Genomic DNA, 15972 nt, shown 5'->3' with positions numbered 1-15972 from the left:
TTGGTTTTAGTTCTGAATTTCTTTTGTTCTGTTGTCCCGTTCGTATACCAGCCAACTGGCTTCGTAAAGCTTTTGAAGGTTTTCATAAACGATGATGATTTCGGCCTTCATAAGGAGCTCGTCACTGCAAAAAGGACTCAATGCTTCGCTCATCCAGTATTGCAGAATACGCCTGTAGTCTGTCAGTTTATACTGTTTAAACAGCTTGCTAAACAGTATTCCTGGATTCCAGATTTCTTCTACGCTCAACACTGTTGGATAAAATTTAAACTCCTGTTGCTCTTTGCTGAGGAACTCTTCTCTGAGTGCTTTCTCTGATTCGTCCGGATTGAAATTGTTAAGCCTGCCTTTTTCTCTCAATAGCCAGGCTGCTTCTAATAGCTTTATGGTCATTCTGTATTGAAGGAATAAGTCTGATGGGCAATTTCTTCTGCTGTATGTTTTATTACTGAGCAATAGGTTGCGCCAATACTTAAGCTGTTCCAGATGGGCAGGAAGGTAGTTATGAAGGCAAAAATCTTTCAATATAACCTTGGGGTTTTCGATTTCATTTTGGCTGAGGTTATAAAGTAGAAGTGTTTTTGTAGAAATGTTTTTAGTCTTCATGATTTCCATGTGTTTGTTAAGCGAATAGATATAATCCGGAAATTCTAACCCATGCAGTTTTTATTCTATTTAAGTTTTAGTTAATTAAACTGAAAAATAGTTTCTTTATTGTATTATTTATATCGTATTGTTTCGGTAAATTTGATTTCATAAAACTTAAATGATATGGGAACTACAATAGATGCAGCAGCAAAAATCCATCAGGGAAAAAATGTAAAACGCTTTCGCGAGATGCTCGGGATAAGACAGGAGGCCTTGGCCGATCTATTAGGGTCGGAGTGGAGCCAAAAAAGGATTTCTTTAATAGAATCCAGAGAGATGGTAGATCCGGGTTTGTTGAATTCGATTGCCGAAGTGCTAAAAATCCCGGTGCAGGTATTAGAGAACTTTAATGAACAGGCGGCGATTAACTATTTTAATACATTTAATCAGGGTAGTCAACATGTTAACTATAACCAAATCCAAGGAGATGTGAATAACACAAATACTCAAAATTTCGATCCTGTTATCGCTTTAGTCGAAGCAATGAAAGAGCTGAAAACGATCTACGGAGAGAACAGAACACTTCATGAGGAAATTAAAAGTCTCTATGAAAGTCTGCTCCACCTGGAACGTGAAAAGATTACTGATTTACAATCAAGATTAACCTGATCTGACAAGTCAATATCTGAATATATTCGTACTATGAGCTCCTTAAAGAATGTTACTATATCCGATGAGGTGGTCATGAGCAAAATCTATGTGATCCGTGATCAGAAAGTTATGGTCGATAGAGATCTTGCAGAGTTGTATGGAGTTGAAACCAAGGTATTAAAGCAAGCGGTAAGATGCAATATTACCCGTTTTCCCGAAGACTTTATGTTTGAGATGACGAAAGAAGAGCTTGATAGTTTGAGGTCACAATTTGTGACCTCAAAACTCTGTGCTTTGCTGCCCTAGCGCCCGTCTGCCCCTTCTGCCGGGAAGACCAACCCCAAGCTATATAACATAATACACATTATAAAACAGCCACGCGAAGCCATCCAGCGACCAAAGTAGCCCTTATAGGCTATTATGTTAAATAGCCTAACAGCCGGGTCATTCATTGACTGATACGATAGGATTAGTTCTTTTGCCAACTGAAACTGGTGGCGGTGCGGATAAAACGACTTTATCCTTTAAACTTAACGCTGCTCATCTTTTGTTGACGAAAGGCAATAACAAAGACAAAGCTTCTGATTCAAAGACAGATCAAAACAAAAAGGAAAATAGAAGAGCCCATGCCGAGCACACAAAAAATCGTCAAGAGAAAAATAAAAAACAAGCATCAAGATACAAAGGCTGGAAAAGATAGGGAGCAAGCTAAAGCTGATGCAAGATATAACGAAACAAAGAGTGAAAATGACCTATCATATTTAAAAAAAATGGATATGTATCTTTTGCTGTTTATTAATTATATTTTTTTATGATATTGACATACCAGATAAAAGCATCAATAACGTTAAATTTTAGTTATTAATAACATTGCTCAGGTTAAGTCAAATTAGCTATATTTAAGGCCTCATGTTAAAAATAAATAACCTCTCGAAAATAGCACTTATATTAGCTATGCTCTTTATCGGTTGTAAAGAATTTATCGAACCCTCAATAGAAAGAAAAAATGTAGTATTGCTGGCACCTTCAAATGGCGCCGAGTCCATCATCTATAATCAGACCTTTTGGTGGGAGGTAGTTGAGGATGCCTTAAAGTATCGCCTGCAAATTGTTAGCCCTGGTTTTAACAATACCGTAAGGTTAATTGCAGATACGGTTATAAAGGGCAATAAGTTCAATCAAACTCTTGATCCGGGTAATTATGAATGGAGAGTGCGGGCGGAGAATGGAAGTAGTAATACACACTATACTAGTGCTGCTTTTACCATTCACCCATCTTCTATGAAGTTACAGCAGGTTCAGTTGACGCTGCCTGCGAACGGTGCTTCGACCAACCAATCAACCGCTGTATTTAGCTGGGCTAAGCTTTACGGAGCAGACAAATACAGGCTACAGATTGATACCAATAATTTTTCTGACGAGACGAAGCTTTTCCTGGATAAGACAATTCCTGGTCTGGAATATCCAGTCACCTTTAGCAGAAATAAAGTTTATCAATGGAGAGTACAGGCTAAGAATGATGTGGAAGAATCTAAATGGTCAGTGGTCAGAAATATTACATTTGACAATAGCCCGGCAGCGAAGGTTGTGCTGATTTCTCCGGCAAACAATGTAGCTGTAACCAAACCTGTGAACCTGAAATGGGAAGCCTTATCAACTGCAAAGAAATACAAGCTCTTTGTTTACCAAAGCAACGGAAATACACCTTATGATCCTACCTTTCCACTTACTTTAACTGCCACTTCTTATGCTTTTGCAGACGGGCTGAGTGGCGAAAAATTGTTTTGGGAAGTCAGAGCTATTGATGGTAATGGAAATGTTGGCCCGGCAGGTGAAGTGAGGAGTTTTACAATCCAATAAATATGGAGGCGGGGAAGAATAAGAAACTTACATATCTGTTGATTTGTGCGGTCGTTGCGGTTTGGGGAATAATTTTGTATAGGGTCTTATTCAATAATTCCGACGACGATTATCAGTTAAAGGCTCAGCCGGTTGTGAAAAGAGCAGAACCTTACGATCAATACGAATTGAAAAGAGACACCTTCAGGCTTGCCTTGAATTATAGGGATCCTTTTGTTGGTATGGTGCAGGCAGTACCTAAACCTGTTGAAATTGCTGCCAAGCCAACTAATTTTGCCCCTGCTCCATTTAAGCCACCGATAAACTGGGGAGTAGTAAAGTATAAAGGTTACGTGATTAATCCACAGACAAAGAAATTGGTATCCATAGTGGAGGTGAGCGGAAAGGAAAGGATGCTTGCTGAAGGCGAATTTCTGGAAGGGTTAAAACTCCTAAAAAATAAAAAAGATTCCATCCTGGTGTATTGGCAGGGTAAGCAAAAACATATCAAACAATGATTAAATCAAGTATAAATATTCTAATCCTGATTGCTGCGTTTATCTTTTCGGCCGGCAGTGCTTCGGGGCAGCGTAATGAGAAGAATTTACTTAGCCATAAAATTATTGTCAATCAGGATGACTGTACCATTGTTGCCTATGTAAAGCCGGTGAGAGGATGGCCTGTAGAAACAGATAAATATTATTACTGGTTTTCTGCTCATCGCATCAAAAGCACACAAGGTGGCTATAGCGGTAAATTGTTGAATGGAGATTACAGGGAGTCTTATGCCAACCGAAATCTAAAAGAACTGGGGTATTTTTACAAAGGGTTAAAAGCCGGGGTATGGAGAAGCTGGAGTCAGAATGGAAAGCTAACTGAAGACTATACCTGGAACTTTGGGGAGAAAAATGGAATCTACCATAAATATGACAGCCTGGGCGGAGTTCTGGAAAGAGGCAAGTACCGCAACGGGGTACTGCATGGAAAACAGAAGATTTTTGCTGGCGACAGTACGAGGACCATCTATTATCATAAAGGTAAAGTGAGCAGCCCAAAAAGTATTGTTCCAGGTTTTATAAGGCGCATTTTTAATTAATAAAGATGCAACAAATTGACCATGCTTAAAGCATCTACTTTATATATTGTAGTCGTGATTTCCTTGCTGATTGCGATGATCTCCGCGTCATTGCTAACCATTGCATTTTATTATAGGCTGGAAGTTCAAAAAAAGACGAGACTGGACAACCTGCTTCATAATGAAAATTCAGGAAGAGAAATCTTGCTTTCTGAGGGGTTTAGCGATTACAACAAAGATGTTGTAATGGATTTGTTTGCTGACCAAAAAGACAGTCTGGTATTGAGAAAAGAGTTCTGGGGTGCCTATGAAATGGGAATGGTAAAAGCTTTTGAGCTTAAAGACACGCTGAAACGTACTTTTTTGATCGGGAATGCCTTTTCAGATCCCAATGTACTTTACCTTGCAGATGAAGACCGCCCACTTTCCCTGAGCGGAAAAACAACACTAAGCGGGGATGCCCAATTGCCCAAGTCAGGATTGAAACAATCCTATGTAGATGGAAAGCCTTATGAGGGTAAAGAATTGATAAAAGGAAAAATCAGAGAAAGCGGCAGAGACGTTCCTCCATTGGATGAAAAACTGGTACAGCAACTGGAGAGGAATTTTAAGCCAGAGAAGGGATTGCTTTTTAATGTGCGCGATTCCCTGATAAATTCTTTTTTTAATACGGTTCAGTTGTATCGGTTGGAACTGAATCAGTCGACGATTGGAGATACAAAGCTGAAGGGGAAGATGATACTTGTCTCTGATACTGTAGTCACCATAGGTGCAACCTCTACACTTGAGGACGTTCAGATTTACGCTCCTGCTATCATTGTCGCTCCTGGTTTTAAAGGAAGCTGTCAGCTGTTCGCAAGAGACTCTATTGTTATTGGGAAGGGTTGTACTTTCAATTATCCTTCTTTTGCAGGAGTTTTTAAGCCGGAGCATGGTAAGATCCAGTCGAAAATTAGTATTGGAGAAGGTGTGACATTTTCAGGGATTCTAATGACTTACGAAAAGAAGAGGTCTGACTTGCAGACCATGATTTCCTTGGGAGCAAAGAGCTGTTTGAAAGGGGAGGTCTTTGCTACAGGTTATATTAAAATGGAGCGTGGGATCACTGTTTACGGGAAAGTCTATGCTAAACGTTTTATCATGCAGACACCGGCCACGCTTTATGAGAATTATCTGATTGACGTTACACTGAACCGTAGCCTGTTAAGTAAATATTATCTGAGTTCAGTGATCTTTAAAAGAGAAATGCCGGAAAGGAGGATTTTAAAGTGGTTAAATTGAAACCGGGCACCTTAAAAGCTTCAACACTTTTGGAGGTGATCATAGCGATGCTGATCATTTTAATCGTTTTTGTACTTGCAACGGGGATTTTTACCAAAGTGATCGTTTCCTCTCCATCAGTGAAACAGCAACAGGTCAGATCACTCAGTTCGGGTATTATTCAGGAATCTTTATATCAGCGTAACTGGACAGATGAGACGATAGAAATTGATCGTATCGTTTTCCGGAAAACGGTTCTGCCTTATATAGACGATCCTGAGTTGTTGCAGATTAGCGTGTCAGCAACAGAAGATGGGAAAGAGATTGGAAAGTCAAGACAGATTGTACGAAAAGGGAGGGAGGATGCTAAATAAGAAATTGCCAGCTTTTACTTTGATGGAAGTAACTATTGCGATGCTGATTGCAGCAATAGCTGTTGCGGTTACTTTTACTGCTTACAGGATTGTAAGTGGATCTTACCTTAATTTTGTCAGAAAGCAAGATCGGGTAGCAGTCTTTATTACTGCCGACAAACTGTTGAAACAGGATTTCCTTAAAGCAAGAAAGATCATTAAAGTTCAGGATGGATTAGCTTTGGAAATGGAAGACGGTATGGTCAATTATAATTTTAACAACGCCTACCTGTTTCGTGATCAGTTTTCTCTTAGAACAGACACTTTCAGGCTGAGAATTGATAAACTTAATTTTTTATTTGAGAATGAGGTGGTTGCAGATGGTGATCCTGTAGATCAGTGCAGCTTTGAAACAGAAATTGACAAACAGACAATTTCACTTTATTATCAGAAAACATATAGTGCAAAGGACTTATTTCAATAACTATGCCTTCAATAGACATCTCACAATACCAGAAAAAGAAGCGACCAAATGCTAAACCAGACACGGATAACTTGTTTGCGTTTCTGAACAAGGACATTAGCTTTGGAAGTAACCAGGTTTCTGATAAGAAGAAAGAAAGTTTGTACGTTGAACTAAGTACTTTGTTGCTTTCGGGGATAGATCTCCGGACCGCACTTGAGTTGATCCTGGTAGACCAGGAACAGGCAAAGGACAAAGTTTTGTTTGAAGGAATCAGCGCAAAAATATTGTCGGGATTAGCCCTCTCTGAAGCGCTAAAGGAAACAGGGAAATTTAGTGACTATGAGTTTTATAGCATCCGGATCGGGGAAGAAACCGGTCGTTTAGGTGAGGTATTAACCGATTTGTCGAAGTATTATAAGAGTAAAATTCAGCAGAGAAGGAAGATTGTCAGCGCAGTAACCTATCCCGTTATCGTATTGCTTTCTTCTCTTGGTGCCGTATTTTTTATGATCAAATTTGTGGTGCCGATGTTTGCCGATGTCTTCCTCCGGTTTGGTGGTAAATTGCCCTGGATTACTGCAGCAATCATCAGCTTCTCGAATTGGTTTGACCGGTATTTTAGCTTATTCCTGTTATTTATTGTTGGAGTTGCTGTTGTTTATTTCCTCAAGAGAAGGAGCGAATGGTTTAGAAAAATTTCTTCCGGTCTGCTTTTGAAGATTCCGGTGCTGGGAGATATTGTCAGAAAGATATACCTGGCGAGATTTGCCAACACGATGCGTTTATTGGTCAGTACAGACACGCCTTTGTTGCGTTCTATTGCGCTGGTAAGACAGATGATCAGTTATTATCCGATTGAAAGCTCATTATTAAAAGTGGAACAGGATATTCTTCAAGGGGAATCCCTGCACAAAAGTCTGGCTTCATTTCCTTTTTATCCGGCCAAAATGATCCAGTTAATTAAGGTCGGGGAAGAGGTAAACCGGATGGACTATTTCTTTGAAAAGATTGCATCACAGTATACAGAGGAAGTAGAATATCGGACCAATACGATTAGCAGTCTGCTGGAGCCCTTAATCATTATTTTTCTGGGATTGGTTGTTGGTGTGATTCTTATTGCCATGTATCTTCCTATGTTCCAGATGAGTAATAGTTTTTAGTTTGTTTTATAATCTCAAATATAAATATGAAAAAATCATTTAAAATTATTCTAATGGCAGCAATACTGCCATTAAGTCTTACTGCACAAAGTAGAAATGATGCAGGCCTTCAGGGGAATGCCGGTGCTACTTCAGGTTTTTTTGATGCATATAATCCTATAAACTACCCCGCAGGTGCTACAGGTTGGTGGCATTTTTTGGATGTGAGGCATAGTAATGGAAATAATAATCTTGCAATGCAATTTGCCGGAAGCTTTTACGACCAGCAATTGTTTTTTAGAAAAACTATTGATAACCCAAGTACGGCATGGAGCAAAGTTTTGTTAGAAATTGATGGTAAAGTGGGAATTGGCACTACCGACACCAAAGGCTATAAATTAGCGGTGGCAGGTAATGTGATTGCCGAATCGATCAAAGTACAGTTGAGCACAGCCTGGCCGGATTATGTATTTGCTAAATCTTATAAACTCCCGGCTTTAGCTGAAACAGAAAAATTCATTAATGAGAATGGTCACCTACCTGGAATACCTATGGCTTCTGAGGTAAAGTCCAATGGGATTGACCTTGGAGAAATGAATGCCAAGCTATTACAAAAGATTGAGGAGTTGACCCTGCATTTGATCCGACAGCAAAAGGAAATAGACCAACTAAAAAAAGGTAAATGAGAAGTTCAATTTCAATATTTGAAATAAAACGCTATTTCAAAATTGTCATTGTCTCCTTTCTATGTCGGTGATTTATCTCCCAGGTTTACAGGCTCAAAATATCCTTGATCTTAGCGGTTGGATAACTTGATCTGGAAATTCCGGGATATTTAACGGAAATGGACTTTCAAGTGAAAGCCTCAATGCCTGGTGATTATAAGTTGGCTGTGAAAGGAAAAATTCGTGCATAAGAAATAAAGTTAGAAGAGGGGGCTGATTATGTTTTTGAAGATGATTATGAGCTGTTATCTCTATCTGACCTTGAAAAGTACATTAAGCACAATAAACATTTGCCATCTATGTTCCCGGCAAAAAAAAATGGAATCCGATGGTGTAGCATTGGAGGAAATCATCAGAAAGTTGCTCGAGAAGCTCGAAGAGGTAGGTGACTTTACATCTAACAGTGCTTGATAAAAAGGTCAGTCTTTTGGAAAAAGAGAATGCAAAGTTGAAAAATAATAAAACAAATTAAATGAAAAATAATAGAAAGTATTTTGGGATTCTATCTGCGCTAATTTTATGTGTGTCGATTTCTGCGAAAGGGCAGAATAAATTAATGTTTCTTGATTCCAGGTCTGATGTTTCCAGTCCTGATTCTTATTCTTACTCGTTCGAGCCTCATTTTAAATACGGAAGTAGTATTGGTTTAGGCTCTACGGGAGGTAATCCCTTTTATGCAGTGTTGGGATTTCGTGCCTGGCTGCCCGATGGTACGGGAGGGAAGGCTCATGAACTCGCAGTTTCTAATGATGGAAGAATCTTTTTCAGATCAGGAAATTCTCCGACTTGGGAAGGTTGGCGTACACTTCTGATCAGTAATGAGCAGGGATTTTATGGTATAGGTACCACTAGTCCTACGGAAATGCTTTCCGTTAAAGGTAAAATCCGGGCGCAGGAAATAAAGGTAGAAGGAGGTATCTGGCCTGATTATGTATTCAAAAAGGATTATCCCCTCATGACGTTGACTCAAATCGATTCATTTATTAAACTGAACAATCATTTGCCAAATATGCCTGCTGCAAAGGAAGTAGAAAAGAATGGGCTGGATTTGGGAGAGATGAACAGGAAACTTTTACAAAAAATAGAGGAGTTAACCTTACATCTGATTGAGAAAGATAAACAAATTCAAAAACTGGAAAAGCGAATGAGTAAACTGGAGACGAAGCCAAATTCCATTTGATTTTTTAATATCCTATGATTACACAAAAAATGCGTTATTTTAGTCAAAATTATCGTTGCTTATGAATAAACTGCTCCTCAAAAGAAAAGTAAGGGCTTATACACTTACAGAAATATTAGTGGTATTGGTGATCATTGGGATCCTGGTATTACTGGCTTTACCCAATTTGCTTCCATTAATCACGAAAGCTAAAAGTACAGAAGCAAAGGTTCAACTGGAACATGTAGCAACACTCGAAAAGAGCTACTTTTATGAGAAATCTAAATATAGTGCTGATCTTACCGAAATTGGTTTTATACAGGAAAAACTGACCACCGACGGGAAAGATGGAAGAGCGAACTATAAAATAGAAGTCGTAACAGCTACCAATAATGCCTTTCTTGCCAGGGCTACGGCCGTGACGGATTTTGATGGAGATGGTACCTTCAACATTTGGGAAATTGATCAGGACAAGAATCTGAAAGAAGTGGTAGCGGATTGATGATTTTTTTACAAATCATAATCCTGATGTGTCTGGCTTCCATTTTTTATCAGGATATGCGTTATAGAGCGGTTTACTGGATTTGTTTCCCTATTCTTGCAATTTTGCTATTTGGTTTAAAGTATAGCCTGACAGGTCTTTGGGATGCACTTACAGAGACAGGCTATGGTCTGTTATTTCTCCTGATTCAATTGTTGTTTTTATGGGTCTATTTCTCTGTAAAGAACAGGAAAGTGGTAAATCTTACCAATGACTATCTGGGCTGGGGAGATATTTTGTTTTTAATTGTCATTACATTTTACCTTTCTCCTGGAAATTATGTGCTTTTTTATATTGGCAGTCTCATTCTGGTCTTGCTCTATTCGATAGGTATGGGGGGGCTTCAGGCTAAGAAAAGCAATAAACACATTCCATTAGCGGGTTTGCAGGCAATGTTACTTGCCTTACTAATGATAACAGACTATTTTTTTAAGGCATTTACTTTATATAGTGATGGCTGGATTTATATTTTAATGAGTTGATCAGTAAATGAGTTTAGAAAATCAAGAATTCGACCCGATATTTATCCATGCGGTAAGTAAAGAGCAGGCCTGGCATTATCGCATTCTTCCGAAGGAAAACAGTCCTGAAAGAATGGTTTTCCTTTGTGAGGAGGGCGCGGAACCTGAGTTGCTGGCTGATGAACTGGAAATATTACTTGGTAAAAGTATTCTTCTTGAACAGCGCTCTTCTGAAATCATCAGTACTTTGCTTCACAAGCATTACCTTAAAGAGAATGGGCAACACCAGTTTCAGAAGACGGTAACTGCGATTGAAGGAGATGGCTTTCTGAATGATTTAATCCGGGAAGCACGGAACCTGAAAAGCAGTGATATTCACATTGAGATTTATGAGGAGCGTTGCAGGGTTCGGATCCGTATAGATGGAATGATGGTGGAGCGTTATGTATTGAAAAAGACGGAGTATCCTGCCCTGATCAATAAGATCAAAATCATGTCTAATCTGGATATAGCCGAAAAGAGGCTTCCCCAGGATGGCCGGATAAACTTCAGAAATGGAGGGGAACAATTTGATATCCGGGTTTCAGTTTTACCTACGCTGCACGGCGAGAAAGTGGTGTTGCGTTTGTTAAACAACAATGCCGCAAATATAGACCTGAACCGTGTTGGCTTTTCCGATTTTGATCTGGCAAATTACCTGCAGGGTGTAAAAAGACCAAATGGAATTATCCTGATCAGTGGCCCTACAGGATCCGGGAAAACCACTACCCTGTATGCTACACTCAAATATCTGAACAAAGAAACCAGAAATATATTAACGATTGAAGATCCCATTGAATATACCCTTCAGGGAATTAATCAGGTACAATTAAAAGAAAGCATTGGACTTACGTTTGCTTCTGCTTTAAGAACTTTCCTCAGGCAGGATCCGGATGTAATCATGGTAGGAGAGATCAGAGACCCAGAAACGGCAAACATGGCCATTAGAGCGGCATTGACGGGACATTTGGTGCTTTCTACAGTCCACACCAATTCTGCATGGGGAACTGTATCACGTTTGATGGATATGGGGATTCCTTCGTTTTTAGTAGCCAATACCCTGAATACTTCAGTAGCACAACGACTGCTGCGTTTGTTGTGTAAAAAATGCAGGGAAAAAGTTCTTTTTGATCCGGCTGCTTATCCCAAACAATTTAGGCCATACAGCGTGGTAAAAGAACATTATGTTGCAAAAGGTTGCGAAGCATGTTATTATACGGGCTACAGCGGAAGGAAAGCAGTTTATGAGGTAATTCCGCTGGATCAGGAGTTATCTGTCGAGATTAAACAAGGAAATATGTATATCAATCCCTTGCTGGAGGCGAGGGGAATAAAAACGTTAGGAGAGAATGCTTTCTCCCTTTTTGCCTCCGGAGATACAACAATAGAAGAAATTTATCCGCTACTTTTTACAAGCTAATGAAGACGCTCAAAATTAATGCCTTCCAATTTATATTTACAGTGATCTGTATCTTATCCTTATTGTTACAGGTTAACATTACAAATGCTCAGGTTACTGCTGCCTCAGAGCGGGAAAGACTGGTAGAGAATCGCCTGAGAAATCTCGCTATTACTGTTCCTGGCCTTAATCAAAAGGTGCAGATGAATGTGTCTAATGTTTCTGTTCAGGAATTTTTACGGGCATTGGCGCAGGCAAATAATCTTAATATTAATATTGATCCAAAGTTGGATTTCAAGATCTATAATAATTTTACCAACGAAACTGCATTGAATGTGTTGATCTTTTTAAGTAAAGAACATGCTTTAGATATCAACCTTGTTGGATCGATCATGTCCGTGACACGGACTCAGCCCCCAAAACCTGTAATTCCTGTAAAGGAGATTAAAGCCAGTTACAATAGTGAACGGAATACATTAACGTTAGAGTTGAATAATGACTCACTGGCGCTCGTTGCGCGTAAAATCACCATGTTGTCTCAAAAGAACTTGGTAGTTCCAGCTACATTGTTATCGAAAAGGGTTACTGCTTACTTCTCTGATGCTCCATTGGAAACTGCTTTAGAAAAAATGGCTTTCGCCAATGAGTTGAAAGTGGTGAAGACAAATGATAATGTCTATGTTTTTGAGCCGCTGGCTGAAGGTGAAGAGCTATTTATTAATAATGAAAGAAATACGTCTGTGAGGAGAAACCCCAGGCCGCTTAATGTAGGGGGGAATACTTCTCCGTCGAATTTTAGAATCCAAAGTAGGACTGCGGGAGGTAGGAAGCTGATCAGCATAGATGCTGTTAATGTTCCTATTTTAGATTTGGTTAAGAATGCGGCCCAGGAGGACAATTCTAGTTATTTCCTGTATTCAGATCTTAAGGGAAACATTACTTCCAGAGTAAATGACATCAGTTTTGATCAGTTGCTGACTTCGATATTTCAGGGAACGGACTTTACCTACAGGGTTGAAAATGGCATTTATATGATTGGAGATCGGAAAATAGAAGGATTGCGATCCCACCGCCTGGTTCAATTGCAAAACCGGTCTATTGATACAATTCAGAATATGATCCCTACAGAATGGAGAAAAGGAGTGGAGATCAAGGAATTCAGAGAACAAAATACGATCCTTTTATCTGGTTCTTCTCCACAGATTACCGAGATAGAAAGTTATATCAAAAAACTGGATAAGCTGGTTCCAATGATATTAATAGAGGTTACCCTGATTGATGTAAGGAAAGGAAAAAGTATAAAGACGGGGATTTCTGCCGGAGTATCAGATACGATGAAAACGGGGGGGACTGTGTTTCCCGGACTGAATTATACTTTCGGTGCCAATTCCATCAATAGTTTTTTATCTATGCTTGGCCGCAACAACTCTATCAATCTGGGAAGGGTTACCCCTAATTTTTATGTCAAATTAAGTGCCCTGGAGAACAATAGTAATGTAGAAATCCGATCCGTTCCCAAATTATCTACTTTAAATGGACACGCCGCAAGTCTGAGCATAGGAAGCAAAAGATATTATAGTGAAAAAACACAGAATGTAATCCCGTCTTTAACAAGCCAAACTTTGATTACACAGAAGTTTCATGCTGTAGATGCGAATCTGGATATTAAAATCAGACCCACTGTTTCAGGAGATGATCAGGTGACTTTAAAAATTAACGTGGATATATCTGACTTTATTGGCAATCCTCCTGAGGATGCACCTCCACCAACTTCTACCAGTAAATTTGAGTCCATTATCAGGATGAAAAATGAAGAAATGGTGGTATTGGGGGGGCTTGAACGAACAGAAAAGAGTGAAGGCGGAGAGGGAGTTCCATTTTTATCAAGAATACCAATTTTAAAATGGTTGTTCAGCAGCCGAAGCAAGTCTGACAATAAAGTCGTTACCGTTGTATTTATTAAACCAACGATCATTTATTAATATGAAAACAGCTGCGGGCACGGGTATAGAAATCCATTTGAAGTCTGATGGAAGCTGTTCTTTAAGACTGCTGAAGCTTTCTTTGTCAAAAAAAATCATACAGATTGAAACTAAGAAAGAGTACTCGGGGAGCTTGGCAGAAGTTTTAAAAAATGATCTTTCCGGGCCTGTAGCACTTACGATTACCGGAAAAGGCTTGTTGATCAAAAAAACAAATAGGTTGGAACAGGTTACAGAACAGGGACTTCAGCATCTTTTCCCTCAGATGAAACTGTCTGAGTTTTATGTTCAGCATTTTCCTACAGGTGCTTCTTCGTTTATTGCCATTATAAGAAAAGAGGTTGTTGACGCGATTATCTCTGCCTTTAAATTAAAGTCTGCCGATATCGTTTTGCTGAGCCTGGGTCCTTTTATAGTTGAACAGGTAATGCCACAAATTAACTCGTATGGTACGCAATTGATATTTGACGGGCACCATATTACTTTTGACGGGGATAAGAACTGGAAGGAGTATTCATTCGCATTTGATGCAAAATCCGGGTTTCCGCTCAAGGTAGACATAGAGCCTATGCCGGAAAATTATCTGTTAGCGTTTGCAGCCGGCTTTCAGTTTATGCTCCATGAGCAGTTGAACCTCATTGAAGTTCTGTCGGCTGAAATCAAACAAAATTTGGTGGATTACTCCGCGAAGTTAAAATTTAAGAAGTATGGAATGCTAATACTTGTGTTCTTTTTTATGTTATTGATGCTGAATTTTTTAGTGTTTAGTTATTATAATTCCGGCAATCAGGAGTTGATGAGCAGGGCTGGTCAAAAATCTTATGTTTTTGAGAACCGTCAGAAGCTGGAAGAAGATGTGAAGATAAAAGAGAGCAAGGTGCAGAAATTAGGTTGGAACAAAGGATATTCCTATGCTTACCTCTGTGATCAGATCGGGCAGACTTTACCAAAGGAAATTATGCTGGAGGAAATGCAGATCAATCCACTATCCGGAGCTGTTTCCGGCCTTTTGAAGGTGCCTCAGCCAGATAATGGTAGCATGAGAATTAAAGGACAAACAAGCAGCATCTATGCCGTAAATAACTGGATTTATACCCTAAAGGAAAAACAATGGGTAAAGGAAGTGAAGCTGGAAAAGTATATGGCTGACGATCAAAAAGGGACCCAGGTTTTTACATTACTTTTAAGTTATTGATATGCCGCCTAAATTAAATTATATCCAGAAGAATAAGTTGCTGTTACCATTGGTGGGAATTGGTCTTTTATTAAGTTGGTTCCTGGCTTTTAGTAAGACTTTCGACGCCATTTTACTTCATCGGAAACTGAATGTCGACACTGTGCAGGAAAATGACATTTCATTTAACCCGGTTTATGTTCAACGTAAGCAGGCAGCGCTCGACCGCATTTTAAAAGGATATCAGGTGGGGGAGGATTGGAGTGATCTTTTGTGGATGCGTGGATCTGAAATTGCCGCTAAACACCGTGTTGGTATTGAGTACACTGCAGCAAACACCTCTTCGGAGAGTGACAGCACTACAGTAGGCAGGCTGCAGTCTTTGAAGTTTTATGGGAATTTTGTACAACTGGTAAAGCTGATAGATACCTTGGAAAAGACTTCAGGAATAGGGAAAATTTCAGCAATGCAGATTAAAGCCCCCAAGCAAGACTTATTGAACGACAGCGCCAGGAAAAATATGTTGAGTTTAGATTTTAAAGGATTAGATAGGATATCTTCAAAGAAGAAAGAATAATAAAATTATGCTTTTTGAAGTATTTGTTTAACTTTATGGAATCAATTCTTAATATGTGAAATGCCTCTCAATCTAATTTTTCTACCTGGTTGTTTTTATTCGAAAGACCTGGTGTATTCTAAAGTAAAATATTCCCACATTATTCAAGCTGTTAAAATCTGATGAAAAGACCCCTTTTCCTGTTAAAATCGTACGCAATAATTTTTTCTTGTTTTGCTTCATTGATTTCCTTTGGACAATCACAAGAGGGTGCCGTTAAGATTAGTGTTATTCCCCCTTCTCCAAATTCTGCCGCATTGGCTAAATATGTTGATTTTCCGGTGAATGTTTATAATGGCATACCTGAAATTTCTCTGCCTTTAGGTTCGATTGGTAGTAAAGGATTGGTGGTGCCCATTTCTTTGAGCTATCATGCCGGAGGGACGAAGCCGGCTGAGCTTGGATCCTGGGTGGGACTCGGCTGGACGCTTAATGCTGGAGGCGTGATTACCAGGACGGTTAGGGGACTACCAGATGAGCGAAATGACGGACTGTTTATCGGTTA

At 39.4% G+C, this 15972-nt stretch carries 20 protein-coding genes; 19 read left to right on the top strand and 1 reads right to left on the bottom strand.

Annotated features, from left to right (window positions below; all coding sequences use genetic code 11):
- Nucleotides 1-6: 6 nt before the first annotated feature.
- Complete coding sequence (locus DBR43_RS14870; protein ID WP_124582151.1) at nucleotides 7-606, bottom strand: hypothetical protein; 600 nt, start codon at nucleotides 604-606, stop codon at nucleotides 7-9.
- A gap of 165 nt (nucleotides 607-771) precedes the next feature.
- Between DBR43_RS14870 and DBR43_RS14865 the strand changes: the two genes are divergently transcribed.
- The 19 genes from DBR43_RS14865 to DBR43_RS14775 all read left to right on the top strand — a co-directional run.
- Complete coding sequence (locus DBR43_RS14865) at nucleotides 772-1257, top strand: helix-turn-helix domain-containing protein (RefSeq protein ID WP_124582149.1); 486 nt, start codon at nucleotides 772-774, stop codon at nucleotides 1255-1257.
- Between the two features lie 75 nt (nucleotides 1258-1332).
- Complete coding sequence (locus DBR43_RS14860; protein WP_233602980.1) at nucleotides 1333-1545, top strand: ORF6N domain-containing protein; 213 nt, start codon at nucleotides 1333-1335, stop codon at nucleotides 1543-1545.
- Nucleotides 1546-1690: 145 nt separating this feature from the next.
- Nucleotides 1691-1939, top strand: a complete 249-nt coding sequence (locus tag DBR43_RS14855) for a hypothetical protein (protein WP_124582147.1) — start codon at nucleotides 1691-1693, stop codon at nucleotides 1937-1939.
- Between the two features lie 209 nt (nucleotides 1940-2148).
- Entirely contained in the window at nucleotides 2149-3099 is a 951-nt protein-coding gene (locus DBR43_RS14850) for a hypothetical protein (RefSeq protein WP_124582146.1), read from the top strand.
- A gap of 74 nt (nucleotides 3100-3173) precedes the next feature.
- Entirely contained in the window at nucleotides 3174-3596 is a 423-nt protein-coding gene (locus DBR43_RS14845) for a hypothetical protein (protein ID WP_124582144.1), read from the top strand.
- Complete coding sequence (locus DBR43_RS14840) at nucleotides 3593-4174, top strand: toxin-antitoxin system YwqK family antitoxin (protein WP_124582142.1); 582 nt, start codon at nucleotides 3593-3595, stop codon at nucleotides 4172-4174. The genes DBR43_RS14845 and DBR43_RS14840 overlap by 4 nt, the downstream gene beginning before the upstream one ends.
- Nucleotides 4175-4195: 21 nt before the next feature.
- Nucleotides 4196-5434: a hypothetical protein gene (locus DBR43_RS14835; RefSeq protein ID WP_124582140.1), complete on the top strand. Its 1239-nt coding sequence runs from the start codon at nucleotides 4196-4198 to the stop codon at nucleotides 5432-5434.
- Nucleotides 5431-5787, top strand: coding sequence for a type II secretion system protein J (locus DBR43_RS14830; RefSeq protein WP_158622499.1), 357 nt, complete (start codon nucleotides 5431-5433; stop codon nucleotides 5785-5787). The genes DBR43_RS14835 and DBR43_RS14830 overlap by 4 nt, the downstream gene beginning before the upstream one ends.
- On the top strand, nucleotides 5777-6250 hold the full coding sequence (locus tag DBR43_RS14825; protein ID WP_124582136.1) for a type II secretion system protein J: 474 nt from the start codon (nucleotides 5777-5779) through the stop codon (nucleotides 6248-6250). Before DBR43_RS14830 ends, DBR43_RS14825 begins: the two co-directional genes overlap by 11 nt.
- A gap of 2 nt (nucleotides 6251-6252) precedes the next feature.
- Nucleotides 6253-7392 (top strand): type II secretion system F family protein, encoded by a 1140-nt coding sequence (locus DBR43_RS14820; RefSeq protein ID WP_124582134.1) that lies wholly within the window; start codon nucleotides 6253-6255, stop codon nucleotides 7390-7392.
- Nucleotides 7393-7418: 26 nt separating this feature from the next.
- Nucleotides 7419-8057, top strand: a complete 639-nt coding sequence (locus tag DBR43_RS14815; RefSeq protein ID WP_124582132.1) for a hypothetical protein — start codon at nucleotides 7419-7421, stop codon at nucleotides 8055-8057.
- Between the two features lie 511 nt (nucleotides 8058-8568).
- Entirely contained in the window at nucleotides 8569-9276 is a 708-nt protein-coding gene (locus DBR43_RS14810; RefSeq protein WP_199757060.1) for a hypothetical protein, read from the top strand.
- A gap of 61 nt (nucleotides 9277-9337) precedes the next feature.
- The gene (locus tag DBR43_RS14805; protein ID WP_124582130.1) at nucleotides 9338-9757 is read left to right on the top strand and encodes a type IV pilin protein; all 420 of its coding nucleotides are present in this window, start codon (nucleotides 9338-9340) and stop codon (nucleotides 9755-9757) included.
- A 56-nt stretch (nucleotides 9758-9813) separates the two neighbouring features.
- Nucleotides 9814-10278, top strand: coding sequence for a hypothetical protein (locus tag DBR43_RS14800; RefSeq protein ID WP_124582128.1), 465 nt, complete (start codon nucleotides 9814-9816; stop codon nucleotides 10276-10278).
- 7 nt (nucleotides 10279-10285) lie between these two features.
- Nucleotides 10286-11716, top strand: a complete 1431-nt coding sequence (locus DBR43_RS14795; RefSeq protein WP_124582126.1) for a GspE/PulE family protein — start codon at nucleotides 10286-10288, stop codon at nucleotides 11714-11716.
- Nucleotides 11716-13677, top strand: a complete 1962-nt coding sequence (locus DBR43_RS14790) for a type II secretion system protein GspD (RefSeq protein WP_124582124.1) — start codon at nucleotides 11716-11718, stop codon at nucleotides 13675-13677. The genes DBR43_RS14795 and DBR43_RS14790 overlap by 1 nt, the downstream gene beginning before the upstream one ends.
- A gap of 1 nt (nucleotide 13678) precedes the next feature.
- A complete protein-coding gene (locus DBR43_RS14785) occupies nucleotides 13679-14872 on the top strand; it encodes a PilN domain-containing protein (protein ID WP_124582122.1) in 1194 nt (397 codons plus the stop codon).
- A 1-nt stretch (nucleotide 14873) separates the two neighbouring features.
- Complete coding sequence (locus DBR43_RS14780; protein WP_124582120.1) at nucleotides 14874-15428, top strand: hypothetical protein; 555 nt, start codon at nucleotides 14874-14876, stop codon at nucleotides 15426-15428.
- A 161-nt stretch (nucleotides 15429-15589) separates the two neighbouring features.
- Nucleotides 15590-15972: hypothetical protein (locus tag DBR43_RS14775; protein ID WP_199757059.1), on the top strand; the 383-nt coding region annotated here is incomplete at its 3' end.

It is taken from the genome of Pedobacter sp. KBW06, from assembly GCF_003852525.1.
Classification (GTDB): domain Bacteria; phylum Bacteroidota; class Bacteroidia; order Sphingobacteriales; family Sphingobacteriaceae; genus Pedobacter.
The sequence above is the reverse complement of the archived record's forward strand: the minus strand, read 5'-3'. Positions and strand labels throughout refer to the sequence as shown.

Bases quoted from the DNA above. Each gene is read 5' to 3' on its own strand.
- DBR43_RS14870 (WP_124582151.1), bottom strand. From the start codon at position 606: ATGAAGACTAAAAACATTTCTACAAAAACACTTCTACTTTATAACCTC.
- DBR43_RS14865 (WP_124582149.1), top strand. From the start codon at position 772: ATGGGAACTACAATAGATGCAGCAGCAAAAATCCATCAGGGAAAAAAT.
- DBR43_RS14860 (WP_233602980.1), top strand. From the start codon at position 1,333: ATGAGCAAAATCTATGTGATCCGTGATCAGAAAGTTATGGTCGATAGA.
- DBR43_RS14850 (WP_124582146.1), top strand. From the start codon at position 2,149: ATGTTAAAAATAAATAACCTCTCGAAAATAGCACTTATATTAGCTATG.
- DBR43_RS14840 (WP_124582142.1), top strand. From the start codon at position 3,593: ATGATTAAATCAAGTATAAATATTCTAATCCTGATTGCTGCGTTTATC.
- DBR43_RS14835 (WP_124582140.1), top strand. From the start codon at position 4,196: ATGCTTAAAGCATCTACTTTATATATTGTAGTCGTGATTTCCTTGCTG.
- DBR43_RS14825 (WP_124582136.1), top strand. From the start codon at position 5,777: ATGCTAAATAAGAAATTGCCAGCTTTTACTTTGATGGAAGTAACTATT.
- DBR43_RS14820 (WP_124582134.1), top strand. From the start codon at position 6,253: ATGCCTTCAATAGACATCTCACAATACCAGAAAAAGAAGCGACCAAAT.
- DBR43_RS14815 (WP_124582132.1), top strand. From the start codon at position 7,419: ATGAAAAAATCATTTAAAATTATTCTAATGGCAGCAATACTGCCATTA.
- DBR43_RS14810 (WP_199757060.1), top strand. From the start codon at position 8,569: ATGAAAAATAATAGAAAGTATTTTGGGATTCTATCTGCGCTAATTTTA.
- DBR43_RS14805 (WP_124582130.1), top strand. From the start codon at position 9,338: ATGAATAAACTGCTCCTCAAAAGAAAAGTAAGGGCTTATACACTTACA.
- DBR43_RS14800 (WP_124582128.1), top strand. From the start codon at position 9,814: ATGCGTTATAGAGCGGTTTACTGGATTTGTTTCCCTATTCTTGCAATT.
- DBR43_RS14795 (WP_124582126.1), top strand. From the start codon at position 10,286: ATGAGTTTAGAAAATCAAGAATTCGACCCGATATTTATCCATGCGGTA.
- DBR43_RS14790 (WP_124582124.1), top strand. From the start codon at position 11,716: ATGAAGACGCTCAAAATTAATGCCTTCCAATTTATATTTACAGTGATC.
- DBR43_RS14785 (WP_124582122.1), top strand. From the start codon at position 13,679: ATGAAAACAGCTGCGGGCACGGGTATAGAAATCCATTTGAAGTCTGAT.
- DBR43_RS14780 (WP_124582120.1), top strand. From the start codon at position 14,874: ATGCCGCCTAAATTAAATTATATCCAGAAGAATAAGTTGCTGTTACCA.